Origin of the sequence: Alistipes sp. ZOR0009 (assembly GCF_000798815.1) — a bacterium.
GTDB lineage: Bacteria > Bacteroidota > Bacteroidia > Bacteroidales > ZOR0009 > Acetobacteroides.
The window spans coordinates 57,426-83,090 of the sequence record NZ_JTLD01000009.1 but is presented as its reverse complement, the minus strand read 5'-3'; the positions used below and the strand labels follow the sequence as shown (position 1 = coordinate 83,090).

Here is a 25,665-nt window from a genome sequence, read left to right as displayed (position 1 = left end):
CGTTCTCCGCAGCTGCGGAGAGGCTCAACCGAGCTCGTTTGTCGTTCTCCGCATATGCGGAGAGGTTCGGCCGATCCCGGTTGGCATTTCCCGCACCTGCGGGATTGGCCGCACTGGCCCCCCCTGCCCTTGGGTTGATGCATATCAGCTGCGGGCTAGACGAACATCAGCTGGCACCACGGCCAAGACATCCGCCCCTCGCCTACCTTTACCCCATCAACAAAAAGGACGAGAATCATGGCTTTAACCGTTAGCAAATCGCGCTGCCCGCAAAACCACCGCTGCCCCATCGTAGCCGTTTGCCCCGTGGGGGCCATCAGCCAGTCGGGCTACGGGCTGCCCGTTATCGACGAGCAGAGGTGCATCGAGTGCGGCAAGTGTGTCCGCCTGTGCGGCATGGGCGCCGTACATAAGAAGTAGCGAAAAAGCGGGCGCAGGCAGGGCTTCCAAAAATTGGAAGCCTTTTTTTTACCGCTAAATACTACAACTTTGTATTAAAACGCTAAATTAGACGATCCGTAAAAAACGGACGACAACGTATGTTTACCGCTATTTATCTGTATTTTACAAAAAAGAAATAAACCTAAAGCTGATGAAAACGTAGCAAAACCTAACGGTTTACCATCAACAGTAGTTAACAAAATACCGACCAAAGAGCCAAAAACAGCCGCCTTTGCGCCCGCCGACAGGGGGTGGTCGCGGCCCATTTCAACACAATACAGCTAACGCGTCTGACGGTTCGGGTCGCCGAGCAGCTACCTTTACGCTGCCAAACGGCTCGCCTAGGCGCAGACACATTAACAACCCAAATCCTAAATAGACGAAATGCAAGTATACACGCTTCAAGCATTTGCCAAAAACTCCAAGGGCGGCAATCCGGCCGGAGTCGTTTTGGTAGCCGACAGCCTTACCGATGCGGAAATGCAGCGCATAGCCCACCAGGTGGGCATGTCAGAAACGGCATTTGTATCGAGCTCGAAGGTGGCCGACTACAAGGTGCGGTTTTTTACGCCCATGAAGGAGGTAGACCTGTGCGGGCACGCCACCATCGCCACCTTCTACCTGATGCGGTTCATCAACATCATCAAAAAGGGCACCTACACCCAGGAGACCAAGGCGGGGGTGCTGCGCATCGACGTGGACATGTACAGCGTGGCCATGGAGCAGCCCAGCCCCATCTTTGCCGAAACCATAGACAAGAAAGCCATTGCCAAGTCGCTGAACATCGCCGAGAGCGAGATTCGGGACGACCTGCCCATCCAGATCGTATCAACCGGGCTACGCGACATTCTGGTGCCGATTAAGACGCTGGAGGGGCTGCAGGCCATTAAGCCCAACTTCGACAAGGTGCGCAAGCTCTCGGAGAAGTACAACACGGCGGGCTACCACCTCTTTACCCTCGAGACGCTAAAGGCCGAGGCCACGGCGCACTGCCGCAACCTGGCGCCGCTTTTGGGCGTTAACGAGGAGGCGGCCACGGGGTCGGCTTCGGGAGCGCTGGGATGCTACCTGCTGCACCACGGGGTTATCCCCTCGCCCAGCAAGCTGCGGTTCGAGCAGGGCCACTGCATGAACGCCCCCTCCGAAATACTCGTAGAGGTAAAGCAGGACGAGCAGGGTAAGATCAGCGTCATGGTGGGAGGCATCGCCGAAAACGTAGAGGTTATCCACCTGTAGGCCAATTAAAGGATATTAAGGGAAGGCTCAGCCAGCAGCAGCAGGCGGAGCCTTCCCTTTTTATTTCCCCCAACAAAAACGTAGCTGTTAACACATATTTTTACTTACAGTTTAAAACATAATCTACAACATACAATACGAATTTAAACTCATATAGGGCCTACAGGTAATAATTGTTCGCATTTTCGCATTGAAAATTGAAAATATTATGATATGTTTACTCCCTGTAAAATACATACAAGCGTTGCCGTTTATTGCATTTTTATTTAATTTGTTATTAAGAACCTAACGATATGGAGAAGCTGATCACAATATCAGAGGCTGCCGCTAAAATTAAGGACGGAATGACTGTCATGATCGGGGGATTTATGGCAGTAGGCACACCCAACCGCATTGTAGATGCGATTGTGGCATCAGGGGTTAAAGACTTAACCGTAATATGTAACGATACGGCCTTCCCCGACCAAGGGCTAGGAAAGCTGATCGTTAACAAGCAGGTAAAAAAGGTTATCACCTCGCATATTGGTACCAACCCGGTAACCATCGACCAGATGAACGCTGGCGAGCTAATCGTTGAATTTTGCCCACAGGGTACCCTTGCCGAGCGCGTACGCGCGGGCGGTGCCGGACTAGGCGGCGTGCTTACCCCTACCGGCTTAGGCACCACCGTGGCCGAAGGCAAGCAGGTTATCAGCATCGACGGGAAGGACTTTCTGCTCGAAAAGCCGCTTAAGGCCGACGTGGCCCTTATCGGCGCCAGCACCGGCGACAAAAACGGCAACCTAACCTACCGCGGTACCTCGCAAAACTTCAACCCGCTTATGGCTACCGCCGCCGAGATGGTGATTGCCGAGGTGGGCGAGCTGATGGAGCTGGGCGATATTGCACCAGAAAACGTGCGCACCCCATCCATCTTTGTAGACTACATTGTAAGCTAACAATAGAAAACAACATAAAATACCTTGCCCCCAAAGGGCAGGGTTCATAGCTAAAATCTAACATTTAGTACGATGGAAAAAGCAATAATAAGAGTGCGCATGAGCTCGCACGACGCCCACTACGGCGGCAATTTAGTTGATGGAGCAAAGATGCTTCAGCTTTTTGGTGATGTTGCAACGGAGCTGCTTATCCGCCACGATGGCGACGAGGGCCTCTTTAAAGCTTACGACATGGTGGAGTTTATTGCCCCTGTTTATGCTGGCGACTACATCGAGGCCGTAGGCGAGATTACCCAAATAGGCAACACCTCGCGCAAGATGACCTTCGAAGCCCGCAAGGTAATCATTCCACGTACCGACATTTCTGAATCTGCCGCCGACCTACTAGCCGAGCCTATCGTAGTATGCCGCGCCAGCGGAACCTGTGTTGTGCCAAAAGATTGTCAACGCAAATAATCACACCCACGATGGAAAAACTAATTATTACAGCTGCTATTTCGGGTGCAGAGGTTACCAAGGAGATGAATCCTGCCGTTCCCTACACCATTGAGGAGTTTGTTCGCGAAGCAGGCTTAGCTTACGAAGCTGGAGCAAGCATCATCCACCTACACGTTAGGTACGATGATGGTACCCCCACTCAAGACAAAGAGCGCTTCAGAGTGGTTATGGAAGCCATTAAGGCCAAGTACCCCGATGTAATTATACAGCCATCAACCGGAGGTGCCGTTGGCATGAGCGACGATGAGCGCCTGCAGCCAACCGAGCTAAGACCAGAAATGGCCACCCTAGACTGCGGTACGCTAAACTTTGGCGGCGATGAGGTATTTACCAACACCGAAAATACCATTAAGTACTTTGGCAAAAAGATGATTGAGCTAGGCATCAAGCCCGAGCTCGAGGTTTTTGACAAGAGCATGATTGATATGGCGCTTCGCCTTGGGCAAAAGGGCTACATCCAATCGCCTATGCACTTCGACTTGGTGATGGGCGTAAACGGAGGTATCTCGGGAACCCTTCGCGATTTTGTGTTTATGCGCGGCAGCCTTCCTAGCGATGCCACCTACACCGTTGCCGGTGTTGGCCGCTACGAGTTTTCGCTGGCAGCAGCAGCCATCATCGACGGTGGGCACGTTCGTGTAGGGTTGGAAGACAACGTCTACATCTCGAAGGGTGTGCTAACCAAATCGAATGGCGAGCTGGTTGAGAAGGTAGTACGCCTGGCCAAAGAGCTAGGACGCGAAGTTGCCACCCCAGCAGAAACACGCCGAATTTTAGGACTTACAAAATAGCAAAACAGGTAGGCAAAGGAGGCCTTTTTCACAAACCACTCAAAACCCTTTAGCCTACCTCCCCACACTAACTACGACTAACTTAACTTAAAAGAATAGCAATGAAAAAGGGTAACAAGTACGGTACACACCGGGTGATAGAGCCAAAAGGCGTTCTACCACAACCAGCCAACAGGCTAGACAACAATATGGACGAAATTTACGACAACGAAATCCTTATTGATGTCAAGACGCTAAACATAGACTCGGCCAGCTTTACTCAAATAGAGGAGCAAGCCCAAGGCGACGAGAAAAAAATTGCCGAAATCATGTTTGGCATCGTCGAAAAGCAAGGCAAGCACCGCAACCCGGTAACGGGGTCGGGAGGTATGCTGCTGGGCGTGGTAGAAAAGATAGGCTCTGCACTCGAAGGTAAAATAGACCTTAAGGTTGGCGACAAGATTGCCACCCTGGTATCGCTATCGCTTACCCCGCTTCGTATAGATAAGATTAAAGAGATCCGCAAGGATATCGACCAGGTAGATATTGAGGGAAAAGCAATTCTCTTTGAAAGCGGAATTTACGCTAAAATTCCGGCTGACATGCCAGAGAAGCTCGTTCTTTCGGCGTTAGACGTAGCAGGAGCTCCAGCCCAAACCGCCAAGCTCGTAAAGCCCGGCGACACCGTGCTGATAATTGGTGCTGGCGGAAAATCGGGCATGCTATGCTGCTACGAAGCCAAGAAAAGAGCGGGCGTAACCGGAAAGGTAATTGGCTTATGCCACAGCGAAAAGAGTACCAAACGTCTGCAAGATTTAGGTTTCTGCGACTACGTATTCCAAGCTGATGCCACCATGCCTGTTCCCATCTTAGAGAAGATAGAAGAGCTAACCAACGGTGAGATGTGCGACGTTACCATCAATAACGTGAACATTACCGACACCGAAATGACCTCCATTCTTTGCACAAAAGATACGGGCGTAGTTTACTTCTTCTCGATGGCAACCAGCTTTACCAAGGCAGCCCTTGGTGCCGAAGGCGTAGGTAGCGACGTAACCATGATTGTAGGCAACGGCTACACCCGTGGTCACGCAGAGATTACCCTAGCGCTACTTCGCGAAAGTGAAAAGCTCCGCAACATCTTTACCGAACTATACGCTTAGCAAAACAAACTGCGACTATATATAACCAATTTGAAAAGGATTTGTACGGATGAAGACTGGATGTAAATACGGTACCCACCGGGTTATTGAACCAACAGGCACGTTACCACAACCTGCCTACAAGGTAGATAGCACCATGAGTATCTATGACAACGAGCTGCTTATCGATGTAAAAACATTGAACATCGATTCTGCCAGCTTTACTCAAATAAAGAAGGCCTGCAAGGGCGATGTTGAGCAGATGGAGGAGATGATTCTTTCGATAGTGGAAGAACGCGGGAAGATGCAAAACCCTGTTACAGGTTCTGGAGGTATGCTCATAGGAACCGTTAAAGAGATAGGACCTAACTTCCCCGACAAATCCTTAAAAATTGGTGACCGCATTGCAACGCTAGTATCGCTATCGCTTACACCACTAAAAATTGAGCGCATCACCAACATCAACTTCGATAACGATCAGGTTGACGTTAACGCTCAGGCCATACTTTTCGAAAGCGGAATATACGCTGTACTACCAGATGATATACCCGAAAAGTTGGCATTGGCAGTACTCGACGTGGCTGGTGCTCCAGCACAAACCGAGCGCCTGGTAAAATGGGGAGATACCGTTTGCATCATTGGCGGTGGCGGAAAGTCGGGAGTACTTTGCAGCTACCAGGCCATGAAAAATGCAGGCCCAACAGGCAAAGTAATAGTTGTTGAATATTCGAAAGAAAATGCGCAGCGCATCCGCGACCTGCACCTGGCAACGCACGTTATTGTTGCCGATGCCACCAACGTAATGGACGTTTACAATAAGGTAATGGAAATTACAGGTGATAAAGGATGCGATGTTACCATAAACAACGTAAACGTGCCTTCGACAGAAATGACCTCCATCCTCATCACAAAGGACAACGGGGTAGTTTACTTCTTCTCGATGGCCACCTCCTTCTCTAAAGCAGCACTTGGTGCCGAAGGAGTAGGTAAAGATATTAACCTAATTGTAGGAAACGGCTACGCAAAAGGCCATGCCGAGCTATCTCTTAACATTATTAGAGAGTCGGAAACAATTAGAGAATTATTCAGCAAGCTTTATGTTTAAGATGATGTCTAAAAGCAAACGGAAGGAATTCTTCCCAGAAGTTTCCGACGAACAATGGAACGACTGGAGATGGCAGGTTCGGAATAGAATCGAAACCCTTGATGAACTTAAAAAGTTCGTAAAACTTACTCCAAACGAGGAGGAAGGTATTCGTAAAGCACTCGAAAAGTTTAGAATGGCCATTACGCCCTACTACTTTTCTTTAATTAACTGGGAGGATCCATACGATCCTATTCGCCGTCAGGCTGTGCCTATCCTCGACGAAACGCACACATCATCGGCTGACTTGTTGGATCCACTACACGAAGATGAGGATTCTCCAGTACCAGGATTAACACACCGCTATCCAGACCGCGTGCTATTCCTTATTACAGACATGTGCGCCATGTACTGCCGCCACTGTACCCGTCGCCGCTTTGCTGGACAAAACGACTGTTCGACTCCAGAAAGCAATATCGACAAAGGAATTGAGTACATCGCAAACACGCCACAAGTACGCGACGTTGTGCTTTCGGGTGGCGACGCGCTTCTGATTAGCGACGAAATGCTAGAATCAATCGTAAAGCGTCTTCGCGCGATTCCTCATGTCGAAATTATCCGTATTGGAACCCGCACGCCGGTTGTTCTACCTCAACGTATAACCGACAATTTGGTAAATACGCTTCGTAAGTACCATCCTATTTGGATTAACACGCACTTCAACCACTCTAACGAAATAACTGAAGAGTCGGCAGAAGCATGCCGTAAGCTGGCTGACGGAGGTTTCCCTCTAGGCAACCAATCGGTGCTGCTACGTGGTGTAAACGACTGCGTACACGTAATGAAAAACTTGGTTCATAACCTCGTTAAGATGCGTGTTCGCCCATACTACATCTACCAATGCGACCTTTCGATGGGATTAGAACACTTCCGTACTAGCGTATCGAAGGGTATCGAAATCATTGAAAACTTAAGAGGACATACCTCGGGGCTAGCAGTTCCTACCTTTGTTGTTGATGCGCCTGGTGGCGGTGGAAAAACTCCAGTTATGCCGCAGTATGTAATCTCGCAGGCTCCCTCTAAGGTAGTACTTCGTAACTTCGAAGGGGTAATCACCACCTATACCGAACCAGACGACTACCACAACGTATGCCACTGCGAGGAATGCGAAAAGGAACGTCACGAGCAAGGAGAAGGTGTTGCTTCGCTACTTCAGGGCGACAAGCTTTCGCTAGAACCTAGCGTTCTTGCACGTAAGGAGCGCCATAAGCACAAAGATCAAAAGTAACATTTACCCAGATCCCAATAATGCCATTTATAGACGACATAGTTAAGCACAAAAGTCTCTCTATCGTAGGATTGGAGAAAAACACTGGCAAAACAGAGTGCCTTAACTATGTCCTTAAAAGGCTAAGCAAGACTAACAATAAGGTTGCGTTAACCTCCATCGGAATCGATGGAGAAACGCGCGACCAGGTTAAGCAAACCCCCAAGCCGGAGGTAACGATTTATGAAGGGATGACCTTTGTAACCACCGAAAAGCTGTATCGCCAACGTCAGGTAATCTCTGAGGTTGAAGATGTCAGCCAGCGCACAACCTCCATTGGACGCTTGGTTACTGCGAAAGCCAAAAACCAAGGAAAGGTGCTAATTTCGGGCTATCCAGACACAGCAGGTTTAAAGCAAATGATTGCTCTATTCACCCAAAAAGGGTACGACCTGACAATTGTGGATGGGGCGTTATCCAGAATGAGCTTAGCCTCGCCAGCCATCACAGAAGCGATGATACTGGCAACAGGTGCAGCCTTCTCGGCCAACATACCCCAGCTGGTTAGCAAAACAAAGTACATTTACGACCTTATCAATATCGAGGAGGTTGATGAGCTTACCAAACAAAAGTTGGCGCATTGCGACAAAGGCATGTGGGCCATCTCCGATGATGGAGGTGTACACGACCTTCAAATTAGCTCATCGTACCTGCTAAGTAAATCAACCGAAAATCTATTTCAGTATGGTAGCACAATTGTCGTGCTGGGTGCTGTTACGGATAAGCTGCTAAATAACCTGAAAAGTCAAAAAAACATCAAGGAGATCACCCTTATTGTAAGCGACTTTACAAGGATATTTGCAACGCCCGAAGTTTTCAGAGCTTTTATAAAAAAGGGTGGCACCATAAAGGTTCTAAAAAAAACAACGCTGATTGCCGTTTGCATCAACCCCACATCGCCCGATGGATACGTTCTGGATTCGGATGTGCTAAAAAACGAGATGCAAAATGTGCTAAAGGTGCCCGTATACGATGTAAGAAGAATTTGAGATGCAACTAAAAAGTATCATTGACGAAGTAAGCGGGCTCCGCTTCATGGTAGACCAACTTGACATACAGTCAGGCGTTGGTAGACGGATGCTGCTTGCCTCCGAATTTTTAACATCGAAAGAAGCCATTGTAAATGCGCTTAACCAGCTAAGCTGCATTTTCGAAATAGCCGCAGACATATCTAAAAGTGAGGCCATTTGCAAAATTCAAGCAAAGTTAGTTCAGCTCCGAGATATCAAAGGCTCGATAAAAAATCTAGAACGAGGACTATCGCTAGACGATATCGAGCTATTTGAAGTAAAACACTTCGCCATCGTAAACGAAGAAGTTCGCCTTTTATGTGAAAGCATTGAAATACCTTCAACCTCCATTCGGCCACTTAATATGGTGATCGAGCTACTTGATCCAGAAGGTAATCGAGTGCCCTCCTTTTATGTTTACGACAGCTACTCGAAAGAGCTATCTGCCCTAAGGAAGCAGATAAAGCAGACGAATGACGACCAAAAACTTTTGGAGCTATACGATGCGGCTAATGCCATTGAAGATAGCGTACGAGAGAACCTTTCGAAGGAGCTGAAGAGCTACAGCAGTTTGCTTAATGCGTCGTTGGATGCTCTTGGAAATCTTGATATTTTGATAGCCAAGGCGAAACAAGCAAAGCAGCACGAGCTAGTTTGCCCCACAATAACCGATACAGATACCTGCTACGAAGGACTTTTTAATCCTCAGGTTAAAACAATACTCGCCAATATAGGACGACAATATCAGCCCGTAGACATAAGCCTAAACAACGGAATAACCCTAATTAGCGGTGCCAACATGGCCGGAAAAACCGTGCTGCTAAAGACCTTGGCCCTAAGCCAATATCTTTGTCAGTTTGGCTTTTTTGTTCCAGCCCAAAAGGCAACTCTTACCGTCATAAGCAAGGTTATTACAAGCATTGGCGACGACCAATCGGAGCTAAAAGGACTATCAGCCTATGGCGCTGAGATCCTAAAGGTGAATCAAATTGTTACAACTGCAAAGTCTGACAAGCACATCCTCGTTTTAGTAGACGAGCTGGCAAGAACAACAAACCCCACCGAGGGCAAGGCAATTGTTACGGCTACCACCAATCTGCTAAACGATTTGGGTATTCGAGGAATTATCACCACCCACTACAGCGGCATACAAAGCAACTGCCGAAAGCTGAGGGTTAAAGGATTTGCCCAAAATGTAACTGAAGCGGTAACCTTACACAATATAACCGATTTTATCGACTACTCTCTGATAGACGACACAACGGGAATTGCACCCCAAGAAGCGCTCAGAATAGCAGCGCTTTTAGGTGTCGACAGCGAACTATTAGAGAGGGCAAAAGCCGAAGTACAAAAAGGAAGTTAAGCAAAGCAAGCTCTTTGCATGAAAAAGTAACTATAAAGCGATATGATAGAAAGAAGTAAGTTAGGACTTGATTTTAACAAAGTAGGCTACGCAAAAGGAGTGGCAAGCAAAATTGCCAACGACGTGCAGCATTTCGTGGAAAGCTACACCACTGTTGCCGTTGAACGCACGCTTTGTAGACTACTTGGTATTGACAATGTTGATGAAAATGGAGCGCCGCTTCCGAACATTGTCGTAGACGAGCTAAAAGACAAAGGAGTACTTAGCGAGGGCGTTTTATTCTTCATCGGAAATGCCATTGCCGAAACAAAGCAAACCCCACAACAAATTGCAGAGCAGGTGTCTGAGGGAAAGTTAGATTTAACAACGCTTCCTGTTCATCCTAAGTACGAAATAAACCAAGCATTGCAGCCATATATTGATGCGGCACTCAACCGCATTAAAAGCCGCCGTGCCCGCCGCAATAATTACCTAAATACAATAGGAGAAGGTAGCAAACCATACATCTACGTAATTGTAGCAACAGGTAATATTTACGAAGATGTTGTTCAAGCAAAGGCGGCAGCACGTCAAGGCGCCGACATTATCGCCGTAATCCGAACAACAGGACAAAGCCTTTTAGACTACGTTCCTTTTGGTGCTACAACCGAAGGATTTGGAGGAACTTTTGCCACACAAGAGAACTTCCGCATAATGCGTACCGCCCTTGATGAGGTAAGCGAAGAGGTTGGCCGTTATGTCCGCCTCTGCAACTACTGCTCGGGATTATGCATGCCCGAAATAGCCGCAATGGGAGCCCTAGAAGGACTAGACGTAATGCTTAACGATGCCCTATACGGTATTCTTTTCCGTGACATCAACATGCAACGCACGCTGGTAGACCAGTACTTCTCAAGAGTAATCAACGGCTACGCAGGTGTTATTATCAACACAGGCGAAGATAACTACCTAACCACCGCCGACGCATTTGACGAGGCTCACACCGTGCTTGCCTCCGATTTAATAAACGAGCAGCTAGCCCTGCTTGCTGGGTTACCTGAAGAACAAATGGGCTTAGGTCATGCCTTCGAAATGACGCCAGACCTCGAGAATGGCTTCCTGTACGAGCTTGCTCAAGCGCAGATGACACGAGAGATTTTCCCAAAAGCTCCGCTAAAGTATATGCCTCCTACAAAATTTATGACAGGAAATATCTTTAGAGGACAAATTCAAGATGCCCTTTTCAACCAAATATCAATATGGACTGGTCAGGGTATTCAGCTGCTGGGAATGATCACCGAAGCAATCCACACCCCATTCATGTCCGACCGCTACCTTGCAATTGAAAATGCAAAGTACATCTTCAGCAACATGAAGAGCATTGGCGACGAAATGGAGTTCAAGGAGGATGGTCTCATCCGTAAACGGGCACAGCAGGTGCTTGGCGAGGCGGTTGAGCTACTTGAAAAAATAGACAAAGAAGGCTTATTTACAGCACTCGAAAAAGGAATCTTTGCCAACGTAAAGCGTCCTAAAAATGGAGGAAAAGGGTTAAGTGGCGTTACCGAAAAAGGAGCCAACTACATCAACCCATTTATTGAACTGATGAAAGAAAGAATGTAATATGAGCGGAGGATTATACTCGATGGAGGCGTGCGAATTCGACAAAACGCTCGACCTAAAAAAGATAAAGCCTTACGGCGACACCATGAACGACGGCAAGCTGCAGATGAGCTTTACGCTCCCTGTCCCAGCTGGCGACGAAGCCATAGAAGCGGCAAAGTTACTTATGAAAAAGATGGGATTGGAAAATCCGCAGGTTGTTTTTTACAAGGAGCTTACAGAAGGGTTCACCTTCTTCAACTGCTATGGTAGCTGCTCGCATGATGTAGATTACACCAATATCTACGTTCCAAAGGTAGAATCGACCACTTGGGATATGCACGAAACCGACCAGTTTATTAAGGAAAATATTGGCCGTAAAATAGTGGTAGTTGGTGCAAGCACCGGTACCGATGCGCACACGGTGGGTATTGATGCCATCATGAACATGAAAGGATACGCTGGCCACTACGGTTTAGAGCGCTACGAAATGATCGAAGCACTAAACATGGGTAGCCAGGTTCCAAACGACGAGTTCATCGCCAAAGGTCTTGAAATGAAGGCAGACGTTCTTCTGGTTTCTCAAACCGTAACCCAAAAGGATGTACATATCAAAAACCTAGTGGAGCTGGTAGAGATGCTAGAAGCCGAAGGGATAAGAGATAAGGTAATCCTAATTTGTGGGGGCCCTCGTATATCGCACGAGCTAGCCAAGGAGCTAGGATACGACGCAGGCTTTGGAATGAACTCCTACGCGGATGACGTAGCCTCATTTATTGCCCAAGAAATGGAAAGAAGAAAGAATAAATAAGACACAAGAATTTAGACTTTAGACATTAGAGAGCGACCTTAGGCCGCATCTAAATCTAACATCTAACTACTAATATCTAAAATCTAAACTATGGACAAAGACCAAATAAGAGAGGTTATTGCTCGTAGAGCAGCTCTCGAGCTAAAAGATGGCGACGTAGTAAACCTGGGTATTGGGCTTCCAACCTGCGTTCCAAACTATATGCCCCAAGGAGTAAACGTTATTCTTCAGTCAGAAAACGGGCTACTAGGAATGGGTCCCGAGCCAACAACCGATGAAGTTAACAACGAGTTTGTTAATGCTGGCGGCGGCTACATCACCGCGCTCCCAGGTGCCTGTACATTCGATAGCGCCACCTCTTTTGGTATCATTAGAGGGGGACACGTAGATGTAACCATTTTAGGGGCATTGCAGGTGGACGAAAAGGGGAACCTAGCCAACTGGATGATCCCCGGAAAAAAAACTCCAGGAATGGGAGGTGCAATGGACCTATTAATTGGCGCAAAAAAAGTAATTTTGGCCATGGAACATACTGCTAAAGGGGCTCACAAAATTATGAAGGCTTGCACCCTTCCCCTTACAGCAGCAGGACAGGTAAATTTGATTATCACAGAAATGGGTGTTATGGAAATTACGCCAGAAGGCATTGTACTTGTGGAGTATAACCCTGAATTTACGGTTGAGCAAATTCAGCAGGCAACAGAGGCAACTCTTATTGTTGCTAGAGACATCCAACCTATGAAAAACTAACAATATGAATAAAGTATTTATTGTAGCAGCTAAGCGTAGTGCCATTGGCAAATTCTTAGGTAGCTTAACAAACGTTGCCCCTGCAGATTTGGCAGCGGTAGTTTTGAAAGACATTATCAGCGAAACCAAGATCAACCCTGCCGACCTTGACGAAGTGATCGTTGGAAACATTTTGATGGCAGGCCAAGGACAGGGCGTTGCTCGCCAAGCATCGATTAAAGCAGGAATTCCTGTAGAGGTACCAGCTTACGGTGTAAACATGATTTGTGGTAGCGGAATGAAAACCATCATCAACGGCTATAACGCTATTGCAACTGGAGATGCCAACCTAATTATCGCTGGAGGAACCGAGTCGATGTCTGGAGCAGCTTACGTGCTTCCAGGAACTATCCGCAACGGACAAAAGATGATGGATTTCAAGGCTGTTGACCACATGGTATTCGATGGTCTTACCGATGCCTTCTCTGGCCTACACATGGGTATCACCGCCGAAAATATTGCGGAGAAGTATGGAATTAGCCGCGAAGAGCAAGACGAGTTTGCGTACAGCTCGCAGGTAAAAGCTGCTGCTGCTATCGACAACGGTAAGTTTAAGGGCGAAATCGTTCCTGTTCAGGTTAAAGTTGGCAAAGAAATGGTTTCTTTCGACACCGACGAATTCGTGAACCGCAAAACCAGCCTTGAGAAGTTGAACAGGCTTCGCCCCGCATTCAAAAAGGATGGCACCGTTACCGCAGGCAACGCATCAGGCATCAACGATGGCGCCTCATTTGTGCTACTTGCTTCTGAGGAGGCAGTTAAAAAGTACAACCTAACCCCACTTGCCGAAATCGTATCGACAGGACAAGGTGGAGTAGAACCATCTATTATGGGTATGGGGCCAGTTCCTGCCATTGCAAAGGCGCTTACCAAAGCCAACCTAAAGTTTGAAGACATGCAGGTGCTCGAACTAAACGAGGCTTTTGCTGCTCAATCGCTTGGAGTTATCCGCCAGCTATCGGAAGACCACAAGGTAGACCAAAGTTGGATTAAGGAGCGCACCAACCTAAACGGAGGAGCCATAGCCCTTGGTCACCCAATTGGCGCTTCTGGAAACCGTATCACCGTATCGCTAATCCACGAAATGATTAGAAGCGACAAAAAGCTAGGCCTTGCTTCGCTTTGCATTGGTGGTGGTATGGGAACAGCCATTATTCTACGCAGAGAATAAGTACACTGACACTTCTATATGATAAAAAAAGGCGACACCTACAAGCATCCGGTAACCTTTACCCAAGAACAGGTAATTGGTTTTGCCGAAATCACTGGTGATAAAAATCCTATTCACCTGGATGCGGACTATGCGGCCAACACCGTTTTTAAACGACCAATTGTACACGGTTTCCTAGCGGGAGCCGTATTCTCCAAGGTATTTGGAACGCTCTTCCCCGGAGAAGGCACCATCTACCTACACCAAGAGATGAAGTTTACAGCACCAACTTACGTCGATGAGCCCTACGAGGCCATTTTTGAGGTGGTTGAAGTGAATACCGAAAAGCATGTGGGCACGATCAGCTGCTCGCTCGTCAATGCAAAAGGCGAACCATGCATTATCGGAAGCGCTAAGCTGAAGCACAACGTACAGTTCGTTTAATCAGAAAAATCTAAAACCTAATGAAAAGACTAGAAAACAGAGTTGCCATCATTACCGGTGGCGCTGCAGGAATCGGCGAAGCAACAGCCGTTCGCTTTGCGGAAGAAGGTGCCAAAGTTGTTATTTGGGATCTGGATGAAACCAGAGGCAATGCACTTGCAGATAGACTTAATGGCCAAGGGCTAGTTGCCCGCTTTAACAAGGTTAACACGGCCATCTTTGCCGATGTTGAAGCCGCTACCAAAAAAGTTGCCGACGAATTTGGACAGGTAGATATCCTTATCAACAATGCAGGTATCACCAGAGATAGCACCCTCAAGAAGATGACTCCAGAACTTTGGCAGCAGGTTATCGATGTAAACCTAACCGGCGTATTCAACTGCGCCAAGGTGGCTACCGAGTATATGGTAGAAAAGGGATATGGTCGTATTATCAACGCCTCGTCGGTTGTTGCGCTTTACGGAAACTTTGGACAAACAAACTACGTTGCCACTAAGGCAGGTCTTATCGGTATGACCAAGACTTGGGCTCGCGAGTTTGGACGCAAAGGAATTACTGTAAACGCCATTGCACCTGGCTTTATCGCTACCGAAATGGTGGCTAAGATGCCAGAAAACGTTATCGACTCGATGAAAAGCAAAGTGCCAACAGGCCGTTTAGGTAAGCCAGAAGAAATTGCTGCAGCCTACCTATTCCTTGCTTCAGAAGAGGCCGCCTATATCAACGGAACAACACTTAGCGTAGATGGTGGAATGACCATTTAAATCTAAGCACAAATAAGCAGCCGCCAAAGTAGCCAGCCTACTTTGGCGGCTTTGCTTTACTCCTAATTTCGCCCCTTGCTCCTTCCAGTTTAAAAAGAACTCCTAAAACAACTCACCTCCTCATAAACACGCTCCATCAACCTAACACAGCCCTAAAGCAGTACACGAACTCTTTTTTATCAATTTCAGCATTCTTTAAGAATTGTTTCATACCTTTAGTAAAAACAAACTATGAAGCAAATAACTACAATTTTAGCAATTTTGACATGTATTTATTCTGGTAACGTAAGCGCACAGCGCTATACTGCCGGTGTCAAGGGTGGAATTAGCATTCCTAACCTATCTGCAGGAGGAACAAACAGTCCTCTAAGCGAAGGTTACAAGTCCAGAATTGGTAGCGACTTTGGGATTTATGTAGAAAGACACTTTACAAAGATATTTTCCGTATCAGTGGGATTGGAGTATAGCGAACAGGGAGGAAAGAAAAACGGCTTCCAAGCACTTCCTGCCAGCGCAATTACCGCGCAGCTTCCTCCTGCACTGGAAAATTTAGCGCAAGCATTCCCTCCCTATATCTACTCTGATTACAACAATACCGCCAAACTAAACTACCTACTTATTCCGATGCTTGCCCGATTTGGATGGAAGTTGGGTGCCGACTCTCCCTTTAAGTTTAATCTAGGAGTTGGTCCTTTTGCCGGATTTTTGGTAAAAGCGAAGCAGGAAACCTCTGCTACAGGCTCCTTGTACTTTGACAAAGCAGGTACCATTAAGGCACACGATGCACTACTAGGAGCGCTTATTCAGCAGGGAGTTCCTCAAGATCAAGCGCAAGCAATATTAAGCCAACTCCCGCTTAACTCGTTACCAAGCGCCAACACCAACATAAAACCAGACACACATACCTTCAACCTCGGGCTAATGGGCTTTATAGGATTCTCCTACACATTTGGCTCAAACACCCTATTTGTAGAAGGAGGTGGAAACTATGGGCTACTAAAGATTCAGCAGAATGCCGTAAACGGAGAAAATCGAATTGGTGCAGGGGTTGTTACGCTAGGTTACGCCTTCTCTTTTTGAACCCACAAAGACGTAAGAATATCATTTAGACAACTGACAAGCATACAGATCCGCATACTCCGAAACGCATCTGTATGCTTTTTTTGTACCAGCACAATGCCTGCCCCACACAAGCCTATTCTAAAGTATAAGCGGAAGCAAAAAGGTTACGATCATTTTTTTCAAAAAAACACGCCAAAAAGCATAGGGGATCTTCAGAGTTGCGCATCATAAGAGTGTAAACAGCAAAAAACAATGTTCAACGCTCAAAATATTATCACCATGAAAAGAATTATTAGCAAACTGCTACAAGTTAGCATGATTATCGTGCTAGTAGCCTGCTTCGGAATGGCATATGGACAGAATAACGACGAATACACCACCGTGTACGGAGTTGTAAAGGATTCTAAAACGCGCGATGCCATCCCTTTTGCCAGCATCAGCATTCCTGGTTCTAACATCGGAACCGTATCTAACTCCGAAGGAGAATTCACTATCAAAGTACTAAAAAGTTTGGAGGCAACCGAGATCGAAATTTCCCACATTGGCTACGTTAACAGCAAGTTTAAAATACAACCATCTAACGGAAAGCCTGGCAGCTACTACGTAGACCCGCACATGCTCTCGCTTCAAGAGGTGGTGGTTAGACCCGAAAGTCCTGACATGCTAGTTAGAATGGCCATCAAAAATGTTGGACAAAACTACGCCAACACTCCATCCATGATGAAGGCTTTCTACCGCGAAACCATCAAGCAACGCCGCGACTACCTATCCATCTCAGAGGCTGTTGTAGATATCTATAAATCATCGTACACCAGCTTCGAAAACGACAGGGTGAAAATTTTTAAAGGCAGAAAAGGAGTTAACATTAAGAAGGCAGATACCCTACTTGTAAAGTTACAGGGAGGTCCAGCAGTATCGCTACTACTCGATGTAATAAAGAACCCCGACTACCTTTTTACCAACGACATTTTTACCGACTACAAGTTTGAGCTAACTGGAATCGTAAATATCGACAATAAGCTCAACTATGTGGTAAACGTTATCCCTGTAGGAGTTCAGCCCTACCCACTTTTCAATGCCAAGTTCTACATCAGCCAAGATAACCTTGCACTTTCGATGGCAGAATTTAGCCTAGACTTAAGCGATAAAACAAAGGCCGAATCCTTCTACATCAAGAAAAAGCCAATGGGCTTAACCATGACTCCAACATCGACCTCGTACTTGGTAACATATAAAATGCAACCCAACGGCAAGTACTACGTAAACTACGTACGCAACGAAATTAAGTTCAAGGCCGACTGGAAGAAGAAGTGGTTTAACAGCTACTATACCGTAATGTCAGAAATGGCCATTACCAGCATCTCCAACAAGGAGGCCGCCAAGATCCCAAGCGATGAAGCCTTCAAGCAAAACATGGTTCTTAACGACAGAATCCAAGACTTGCAAGACGAAAATTTCTGGGGCAGCAGCAATATTATCGAGCCAGAACAATCCATTCAAAATGCCATCAAGAAGATTGCCAAGCAAATGCTAAAAAGCCAGAACTAAAAATTTTATAGAAAGCAATCCCCTGCGGGGGATTGCCTTCTTCGCCTGAAAAAAGTTAACTTTAGAGCAATAAAAAGTCCCTTATGGCACTTGCAGACTACTCCATACAAAAAAAGATTCAGGAAGGAAACATCGGAGAGTTCGAAACACTTTTCAAAAAGTACTACGAACCCCTTTGCCATTATGCAGAGAGCATGCTTAAAGATATCGACATCGCTGAAGAGGTGGTTCAGGAGTTTTTTTACAACTACTGGAAAAACAGGGCAACCATTTCCATACAGCTATCGCTAAACGCCTACCTCTACAAATCAATAAAAAACAATTCCCTTAACTATCTTCGCCAACAAAATGTAAGAAAAAAATACGCCACACAATCTATTGAAACTCAAAAGGAGGAGAAAACCATGAATCCTCAGGATGAGATGGAAATGGCAGAGCTCAACAGAATTGTGGAGGAAACGTTACACCAGCTTCCCGAACGCTGCTCGCAAATATTCCAAATGAGCAGATTCGAAGGAAAAAAGTACCAGGAGATTGCTGATAAGCTGGCCATCTCCATAAAAACAGTAGAGGCCGACATGGGTAAAGCTCTTAGCCTTTTCCGTGAAAAACTAAAGCGATACAACCGGGTTGCCATGTAACCTACAACAACTACGGCAATGAAACTAGATGAAAAGAACATACAGCACGTCGAATTAATAGCCAAGTATCTCTCCAACGAAATGGACGAGAACGAGCGTGCCAACTTTGAAATAGATGCTGCACTCGACCCAGCCAACGCAGCCCTTATTACTGAGATGAAAAGAGAGTGGAATATGCTAAACAACTTTGAACATAAAAAAAAGGTGGATGCCAACAAAGCTTGGGACAAGCTTAGCTCACGCCTAGAAACCGAGAAGCTCATCCCAAACAAAGAGCCTTCAAAAAGTAGATTTAGCACAAGGCTGCTGCTTAGCTATGCCGCCATACTTATTGCAATTGTAGCCACAGCCTCTGGCATACTATGGGGCATTAATGGTAAAGACAACACCCAAATGGTAAGCGTTCTAAATGCCAATAACGAAAATACCGTAGTACAAACGCTAGCCGACGGCTCCATTATCTACCTTAATAGCAACACCACCTTTGCGTATCCTCAACAATTTGCCAATAACGAACGAAAGGTGACCCTTAAAGGAGAAGCCTTTTTCGATATTGCCCGCAACCCCGAAAAACCATTTATTATAGAAACGGCTGACGCCTACGTGCAGGTGCTAGGAACTGCCTTCAACATTAAATCGTATGCCCAAAATGGCTTCGAGCTGGTTGTAGAACGAGGCAAAGTACGGGTAACCTTAAAAAACAACCCTAGCATATCCGAGGTAGTCGTTGCTGGCGAAAGAATGGACATCTCTCAAAATCAGCTACAAAAAAGCCATTGGACAAACGATGGTTCTTTAGCATGGAGAGTTGGAAAAATGCAGTTTAAAGATGAAACATTACAAAATATTGTAACTGTAATAAATCGCAACTACAACACCAGCATTACCATTCCAGAACACGAGGTGGCCTCAAGACGAATGACCGTAACCTTCGATAAAAATTCGGTAAATGATATTGTTGAGCTTGTTTGCCTATCAATGAATCTAAAGGCTGATCGTCAAGGAGCACAAACGATACTATCTAGCAATGAAGCAAAATAGTAGCAACCACATTAACAATAAAATCAAAAGGTTATCAATCCAATATCTAGGGTTGATAATACTTTTTATAGCAACGCCCTGCTACACATATGCGCAAATCGATATCTTAAAGGAACGGTTTTCCTTCGAAAACCAGCGAGCATCCCTTTACAATATTCTCAACACCATCAGCAAAAAAACAGGTTACTACTTTATATACGACAGCAAAATTGTTGAAAATGACAAACGAGTAAAGTTGGATGCTAAAAATGAAATGCTTGAGCGGATTCTCAATGACATTTTAAATGATCCTAGCCTCAAATTTCGCACGCTAGGAAAGCACATACTCATATATAAAGATGAAAAAAAATCGACCATACCCTCCCATACCCAAGTAAAAACTGACACTACCACACAATGGATTACCGTGACAGGCAAAGTTTGGGACGAACAGTTACAGCACCCTCTCCCCTACGTATCAGTCGCTATTGAAGGAACCTCCGAAGGAACTGTAACCAACGGTGATGGAGTATTTCTTCTTAAAGTAAGGAAAGCATTCGAATCGAAACAGATTGCCATCTCCCACATTGGCTTTAAAACATATAAACTCCCCATAGAGCTAACCAAAGATCAAAAAGTAGACATCTACCTAAAACAAAATATCATCTCCCTTCAGGAAGTTGTAATTAGACGGGTGGATCCTCTGGACATCGTAAACCAAGCACTAAAAAACAGGAAAGAAAACTACGCAACCCATCCCGTATACTTAAGCACTTTTTACCGAGAAGGGGTACAAAAGAATGGAAAATACCTAAGCTACATAGAAGCTTTACTTAAAATATACAAGCCATCTTTCGACCAATCCTTTAGTAGCGATCTTACAAAAGAAATTAAATCACGTAAAATAACCAATACGGATAATAGCGACACCCTTATTATGAAAATCCGAGGAGGCATATCGGCCTGCTTAAGCTTAGATATTGTACGTAGCATGCCGGATTTTCTCGATCGTGCAGAAATGCAAAAATACAGGTATTCGCTATCAGACATAGTCACCTTCGAATCCAGAAACGCCTACTCCATATTCTTTGAGCAGGTAGGAGGTGTTGAAGATGCTCTTTTTACTGGAAACCTTTATATAGATACCGATAGCCTAGCCATACTAGGTGCCGATTTTGAAATCAACCCCAAGTATATCCAAAAGGCGACAGACTATCTCATCGAAAAGAGAACAAACTCCCATATCGTAAAACCCGAACGCTACGCCTACACGGTTACCTACAGAAAAATAGGCTCTACCTACTATTTGAACCACGCCCAATGCAATATTCAAATAAAAGCTCGTAAAAAAGGACGCCTCTTTAGCAACAGCTACTCCTGCTTTCTAGAAATGGCAACTTGCGATGTGGAAACATCCAACATCACAAAATTTAGCAGGCAGGAAACGATAAAACCGCAAACAATCTATCTTGACACGCCTTATACTTACGATCCTAACTTTTGGGGTGAGTACAATGTCATCGTACCTGAGGAAAAAATCAGCGAAGCCTTAAAACGAATTAACGCCAAAATAGAGAAAACGGAGCATCCACAAGAAGGCGCCAATCCATAACTAAATAGCCCAAACTGGAGTATTATATCAACCCATCCATTAGCCGCACTGCTCATATCCAAAAAAAATTCACCCATTTATTGTAGAGCTAAACATTAGCAAAAATCTATTGTTACCTACAGCGAGAGGCTGCTAAACTCTTACCAAAAAGGAACAGACGCTAATGGAACGCGAAATATTAAGTACAAGACAAAAGGCACTCATCATAAATCTTGATGCAACCAAGTACGGCACCTTTGCAGAAATAGGAGGAGGACAAGAAGTCGCTCGCGTCTTCTTCCAAGCAGGGGGAGCTTCAGGAACTATAGCCAAAACGATTTCAGCTTACGACAAAAACTACTCCGACTACTACTACGATAGCAAAGGTAGCGAACGGTACGTTTCGGAAACACGACTCAAGAAGATGCTCACCCACGAGTATCACGAGATGCAAAATATACTTGCGGACAAGGCAAATGCCTCACAACGATTTTTCGTATTTGCCAATACTGTGGAAACAATAAACTTTAAAAAAAATAATCAGGGAAATGGTTGGTTAGGTGTTAAGTTTGAGATTAGCCAAAAAGGAATACCCAATGAAGTGGTAATTCACGTTAGGCTCAAAGAAAATGATTCGCTACTTCAGCAGCAAACCTTAGGTATACTTGGAGTAAACCTCATTTGGGCATGCTTTAATCATATTAAGACCCCAAATACGTTTCTTCAGTCGCTGCTGGACAACCTAGACACCGACCGTGTTGAAGTTACCATGGCTCGCATGGAAGGCCCTGATTTAAAATGGGTAGACAATCGGCTACTCGGAGTTCAGCTAGTAAAAAATGGCATGACACCTGCCGTTATGTTCGACCGTGATGGCAATGTCCAGCAACCTTCAGACATGCTTTACCGCAAAAATGTACTTGCATTTCGTGGAAGTTTTCGTCCTATCACCTATGTAGGTGTAGATATGCTTAAGACCAGCTACGCCATTTTTAAAGAGGATGAGGACTACTCAAGAGACAGCACCCTATCGTTGTGCGAAATTACGCTCAACAATCTTATGAGCGAGGGTGAATTCCACGAACGCGATTTCCTCGACAGAGTAGACCTTTTAAACCATATGGGACAGCACGTAATGATATCCAACTTCCGGGAGTACTACAAGTTGGTAGACTATTTTGGCCGATTTAAGCTAAAAAAGTTACGAATAGTGATTGGCTATCCCACTTTCGAAAAGGTGCTAGATCCGAACTACTACCACGATTTACGTGGAGGTATTTTAGAAGCATTCGGAATGCTTTTCCCAAAAAACATGAAGTTCTACATCTACCCCATGCTCGATGAGAAGACAGGAGAACTACGACACTCCGATAGTTTAGAACTTTCGCCCGAAATAAAATGCCTTTATGATTACTTAAAAAGTACACGAAAATTTATTGACATCAGAATTGCAAAGAAAGAGTGGTTAAATATCAGCTCAGCAGAAGTGCTCCGACTAATGCAGGAGGGCAGCCCTAGATGGGAGACTATGGTTCCCAAGCATGTCATAGAAATAGTAAAACAGCGATGCTTGTTCGATTTTAAATGCGAACTATAGCATCTCTATTCCAACCAAAAATGGACTTTAATTATGGATAAATTCTCATTCATAGGCAACCTCGAAATCCAAGTACTAGAGGAACTTTACCGCTCCTATCAAGCCGATCCATCGAGCGTAGAGTCTAGCTGGCGAGATTTCTTTAAAGGTTTCGATTTTGCAAAAACCAGCTACACCTCCAGCACCTCCGACAGCCTAACCTTTGACAAAGAGTATAAAGTACTCCAATTAATTGATGACTATCGCAAACGGGGACACCTTTTTACCCAAACGAATCCCGTGCGTACCCGCCGAAAGTATATTCCTACACTAGATGTTGAAAACTACGGTCTAAACAACGCAGATTTTAACACTATCTTTAATGCAGGCAAGAGCATCGGCATCGGTGCTGCAACCTTAAAAGAGATCGTCACCCATCTACAAAACACCTACTGCCAATCAATTGGAGTAGAGTACACCTACATTCGCAATCTCGAAGTTGTAGAGTGGCTCCAAAAGAAGATGGAAGCAGCACAAAACACAACCAACTTTAGCCGCGATCACAAAATTCGATTCTACGATAAGCTGGTTCGAGCAGTTGGGTTCGAGCAGTATATTCACCGGAAATTTGTAGGACAAAAACGTTTCTCACTAGAAGGTGGTGATGCTCTAATTCCACTTCTCGATGCGGCAATAACCAAAGGTGCCAACCTTGGCATCGAAGAGTATGTTATAGGAATGGCACATCGTGGACGACTAAACGTTCTGGCAAACATCTTAAAAAAGGATCCAAAAAACATTTTTGGAGAATTTATGGGTGAAAAATATGCCGAAGGCGTAGCGCTAGGAGATGTCAAGTACCACCTCGGCTACACTAACGAAGTATTTACAGAAGATTGTAAAAAAGTTCGTTTAAACCTAGTCCCAAATCCATCACACCTAGAAACAGTAGGACCTGTTGCAGAAGGGATTACAAGAGGTTTAATCGATCGTAATTATAACGGAAACAATAGCAAATCTGCCACTATCCTGATTCATGGAGACGCCGCTATTGCTGCACAAGGCATTGTTTATGAAACCATCCAAATGTCGCAGCAAAAAGCCTACACTACAGGAGGAACCTTACATATTATAATCAATAATCAGGTTGGATTTACCACCAACTACCTAGAAGCTCGTTCTAGCACCTACTCTACAGACGTAGCAAAAGTCGTTCAAGCACCTGTTTTTCATGTAAATGGAGATGATATCGAAGCGATTATCCATACCGTTGAACTGGCGATGGAGTACCGTCAAAAATTCCACTCCGACATCTATATCGACATTCTTTGCTACCGCAAATACGGGCATAACGAAGGTGATGAACCTCGTTTTACACAGCCAACGTTGTACAAAGAAATCGCTTCGCATAAAAATCCACGCGATATATATGGCGAAAAGCTAGTTAATATTGGCATTCTATCCGCTGACATTCTTAAAGATAAGCAAGATAAATACAATGCTTTTTTAGACGAGAAATTGGAAGAGGCAAAACAGCTCGAGGCTGTTGAAATCGTCCCTTTCCTTCCCAACTTTTGGAAAGATTACCAGCACTCCAAGCCTACAGACTTTGAAACATCACCTACCACAGGTGTTGTAAAAGACACTCTAATACAAATTGCTACAAAAATTAACACGCTCCCAAACGACAAACCTTTCTTCAATAAATTAAAAAAGCTACTTGATGAAAGGCTTAAATCAATATCAAAAAATGAAATAGATTGGGCACTAGGGGAGCAACTCGCGTTAGCCTCATTGGCAGCAGAAGGTCACCGCGTCAGAATTAGCGGACAAGATAGCGAAAGAGGAACCTTCTCTCACCGTCATGCCGTTTATACCGTCGAAAACTCAGACGACAGGTACTATCCCTACCAACAAATTAGCCCCAATCAAGCACCTGTAGATATCTACAATTCCATACTCTCTGAATATGCCGTTATGGCATTCGAGTATGGATACAGCCTCACCTCACCCGAAGGGCTCACCGTATGGGAAGCTCAATTTGGAGATTTCCACAATGTTGCCCAAGCAATGATTGACCAATACATCAGTTCAGCAGAAGACAAATGGGGACTGATGAGCAATCTAGCCCTTTTCTTACCTCATGGCTACGAGGGACAAGGACCGGAGCATTCAAGCGCGCGTATCGAACGTTTTTTGACGCTCTCTGCGAATCTGAACATGCAGGTAGCCTACCCTACAACTCCGGCCAACATGTTTCATCTTATCCGCCGTCAGACTAAGCGCAGCAACAAGCTCCCTTTAGTAGTCTTTACACCCAAAAGTATGCTTCGTCACGCAAAATGCGTTTCTAGACTCGACGATATTGCAGCAGGCTGTTTTAAGGAGGTTATTGACGATAACAATACACAACCAAATGAAGTTCTCCGAGTTGTTTTTTGCACCGGTAAAATTTACTACGACCTTCTCGATAAAAAGGAACTCTATAACGCAACTGATTTAGCAATCATACGTATAGAGCAGCTCTACCCATTCCCCGAAGGTCAAGTAAAAGAAATACTCAACCACTATTCTAACGCCATAAAATGGATATGGATTCAGGAAGAACCAGAAAATATGGGAGCGTGGACTTTCATTTCTCAGCAGATGAAAAACATCGTCCCCATAGAAGTTGTTGCACGCCAATCAAGCGGAAGTCCTGCTGTAGGATTAAGCAAGCTACATTTTATGGAACAGGAAGAAATTATTGGCAAAATATTCCGCCAATGTACCTGCAATCTACAGAACAAATATTGTGGACTACAATGCGAAGTCGGTAAATATAAGGCAGACCATAAGCCCGAGCACAGATATTTTAACCAAACAAAAAAACAGTAGAC

23 protein-coding genes are annotated in these 25,665 nt (G+C 45.3%); all 23 read left to right on the top strand.

Annotated features, from left to right (window positions below; all coding sequences use genetic code 11):
* Positions 1 to 237: 237 nt before the first annotated feature.
* The 23 genes from L990_RS19640 to L990_RS03100 all read left to right on the top strand — a co-directional run bounded on the left by L990_RS19640 (position 238) and on the right by L990_RS03100 (position 25,663).
* Positions 238 to 420, top strand: coding sequence for a 4Fe-4S binding protein (locus tag L990_RS19640; protein ID WP_081981585.1), 183 nt, complete (start codon positions 238 to 240; stop codon positions 418 to 420).
* Positions 421 to 825: 405 nt separating this feature from the next.
* Entirely contained in the window at positions 826 to 1,677 is an 852-nt protein-coding gene (locus L990_RS03205) for a PhzF family phenazine biosynthesis protein (RefSeq protein ID WP_047445470.1), read from the top strand.
* A gap of 293 nt (positions 1,678 to 1,970) precedes the next feature.
* Positions 1,971 to 2,615: a CoA transferase subunit A gene (locus L990_RS03200; RefSeq protein ID WP_047445468.1), complete on the top strand. Its 645-nt coding sequence runs from the start codon at positions 1,971 to 1,973 to the stop codon at positions 2,613 to 2,615.
* A gap of 72 nt (positions 2,616 to 2,687) precedes the next feature.
* Entirely contained in the window at positions 2,688 to 3,071 is a 384-nt protein-coding gene (locus L990_RS03195) for a hotdog domain-containing protein (protein WP_047445466.1), read from the top strand.
* Positions 3,072 to 3,082: 11 nt separating this feature from the next.
* A complete protein-coding gene (locus tag L990_RS03190; protein ID WP_047445464.1) occupies positions 3,083 to 3,904 on the top strand; it encodes a 3-keto-5-aminohexanoate cleavage protein in 822 nt (273 codons plus the stop codon).
* A gap of 101 nt (positions 3,905 to 4,005) precedes the next feature.
* Positions 4,006 to 5,046 (top strand): L-erythro-3,5-diaminohexanoate dehydrogenase, encoded by a 1,041-nt coding sequence (locus tag L990_RS03185; protein ID WP_047445462.1) that lies wholly within the window; start codon positions 4,006 to 4,008, stop codon positions 5,044 to 5,046.
* A gap of 49 nt (positions 5,047 to 5,095) precedes the next feature.
* Positions 5,096 to 6,130, top strand: coding sequence for a zinc-binding dehydrogenase (locus tag L990_RS03180; RefSeq protein WP_047445460.1), 1,035 nt, complete (start codon positions 5,096 to 5,098; stop codon positions 6,128 to 6,130).
* A gap of 4 nt (positions 6,131 to 6,134) precedes the next feature.
* On the top strand, positions 6,135 to 7,397 hold the full coding sequence (ablA, locus tag L990_RS03175; RefSeq protein ID WP_047445494.1) for a lysine 2,3-aminomutase: 1,263 nt from the start codon (positions 6,135 to 6,137) through the stop codon (positions 7,395 to 7,397).
* A gap of 20 nt (positions 7,398 to 7,417) precedes the next feature.
* Complete coding sequence (locus L990_RS03170; protein ID WP_197057221.1) at positions 7,418 to 8,425, top strand: hypothetical protein; 1,008 nt, start codon at positions 7,418 to 7,420, stop codon at positions 8,423 to 8,425.
* A 1-nt stretch (position 8,426) separates the two neighbouring features.
* Positions 8,427 to 9,809, top strand: a complete 1,383-nt coding sequence (locus L990_RS03165) for a MutS-related protein (protein ID WP_047445458.1) — start codon at positions 8,427 to 8,429, stop codon at positions 9,807 to 9,809.
* 45 nt (positions 9,810 to 9,854) lie between these two features.
* The gene (locus L990_RS03160; protein WP_047445491.1) at positions 9,855 to 11,411 is read left to right on the top strand and encodes a lysine 5,6-aminomutase subunit alpha; all 1,557 of its coding nucleotides are present in this window, start codon (positions 9,855 to 9,857) and stop codon (positions 11,409 to 11,411) included.
* Between the two features lies 1 nt (position 11,412).
* Positions 11,413 to 12,201, top strand: coding sequence for an OAM dimerization domain-containing protein (locus tag L990_RS03155; RefSeq protein WP_047445456.1), 789 nt, complete (start codon positions 11,413 to 11,415; stop codon positions 12,199 to 12,201).
* A gap of 90 nt (positions 12,202 to 12,291) precedes the next feature.
* On the top strand, positions 12,292 to 12,951 hold the full coding sequence (locus L990_RS03150) for a 3-oxoacid CoA-transferase subunit B (protein ID WP_047445454.1): 660 nt from the start codon (positions 12,292 to 12,294) through the stop codon (positions 12,949 to 12,951).
* 4 nt (positions 12,952 to 12,955) lie between these two features.
* The gene (locus L990_RS03145) at positions 12,956 to 14,161 is read left to right on the top strand and encodes an acetyl-CoA C-acetyltransferase (protein WP_047445452.1); all 1,206 of its coding nucleotides are present in this window, start codon (positions 12,956 to 12,958) and stop codon (positions 14,159 to 14,161) included.
* An 18-nt stretch (positions 14,162 to 14,179) separates the two neighbouring features.
* The gene (locus tag L990_RS03140; RefSeq protein WP_047445449.1) at positions 14,180 to 14,584 is read left to right on the top strand and encodes a MaoC family dehydratase; all 405 of its coding nucleotides are present in this window, start codon (positions 14,180 to 14,182) and stop codon (positions 14,582 to 14,584) included.
* A 20-nt stretch (positions 14,585 to 14,604) separates the two neighbouring features.
* Complete coding sequence (fabG, locus tag L990_RS03135; RefSeq protein WP_047445446.1) at positions 14,605 to 15,348, top strand: 3-oxoacyl-ACP reductase FabG; 744 nt, start codon at positions 14,605 to 14,607, stop codon at positions 15,346 to 15,348.
* A gap of 231 nt (positions 15,349 to 15,579) precedes the next feature.
* Entirely contained in the window at positions 15,580 to 16,428 is an 849-nt protein-coding gene (locus L990_RS03130) for an outer membrane beta-barrel protein (protein WP_047445444.1), read from the top strand.
* A gap of 261 nt (positions 16,429 to 16,689) precedes the next feature.
* Entirely contained in the window at positions 16,690 to 17,958 is a 1,269-nt protein-coding gene (locus L990_RS03125; RefSeq protein WP_047445489.1) for a carboxypeptidase-like regulatory domain-containing protein, read from the top strand.
* A gap of 83 nt (positions 17,959 to 18,041) precedes the next feature.
* Complete coding sequence (locus tag L990_RS03120; protein WP_047445442.1) at positions 18,042 to 18,599, top strand: RNA polymerase sigma-70 factor; 558 nt, start codon at positions 18,042 to 18,044, stop codon at positions 18,597 to 18,599.
* 18 nt (positions 18,600 to 18,617) lie between these two features.
* A complete protein-coding gene (locus L990_RS03115; protein ID WP_047445441.1) occupies positions 18,618 to 19,640 on the top strand; it encodes a FecR family protein in 1,023 nt (340 codons plus the stop codon).
* Positions 19,627 to 21,231 (top strand): carboxypeptidase-like regulatory domain-containing protein, encoded by a 1,605-nt coding sequence (locus L990_RS03110; RefSeq protein ID WP_047445439.1) that lies wholly within the window; start codon positions 19,627 to 19,629, stop codon positions 21,229 to 21,231. Before L990_RS03115 ends, L990_RS03110 begins: the two co-directional genes overlap by 14 nt.
* A 163-nt stretch (positions 21,232 to 21,394) precedes the next feature.
* Positions 21,395 to 22,807 carry a hypothetical protein gene (locus L990_RS03105; RefSeq protein ID WP_047445437.1) on the top strand — a complete coding sequence of 471 codons (1,413 nt, stop codon included), beginning with the start codon at positions 21,395 to 21,397 and terminating at the stop codon, positions 22,805 to 22,807.
* A 33-nt stretch (positions 22,808 to 22,840) separates the two neighbouring features.
* Positions 22,841 to 25,663: a 2-oxoglutarate dehydrogenase E1 component gene (locus L990_RS03100; protein WP_047445435.1), complete on the top strand. Its 2,823-nt coding sequence runs from the start codon at positions 22,841 to 22,843 to the stop codon at positions 25,661 to 25,663.
* Positions 25,664 to 25,665: the final 2 nt, after the last annotated feature.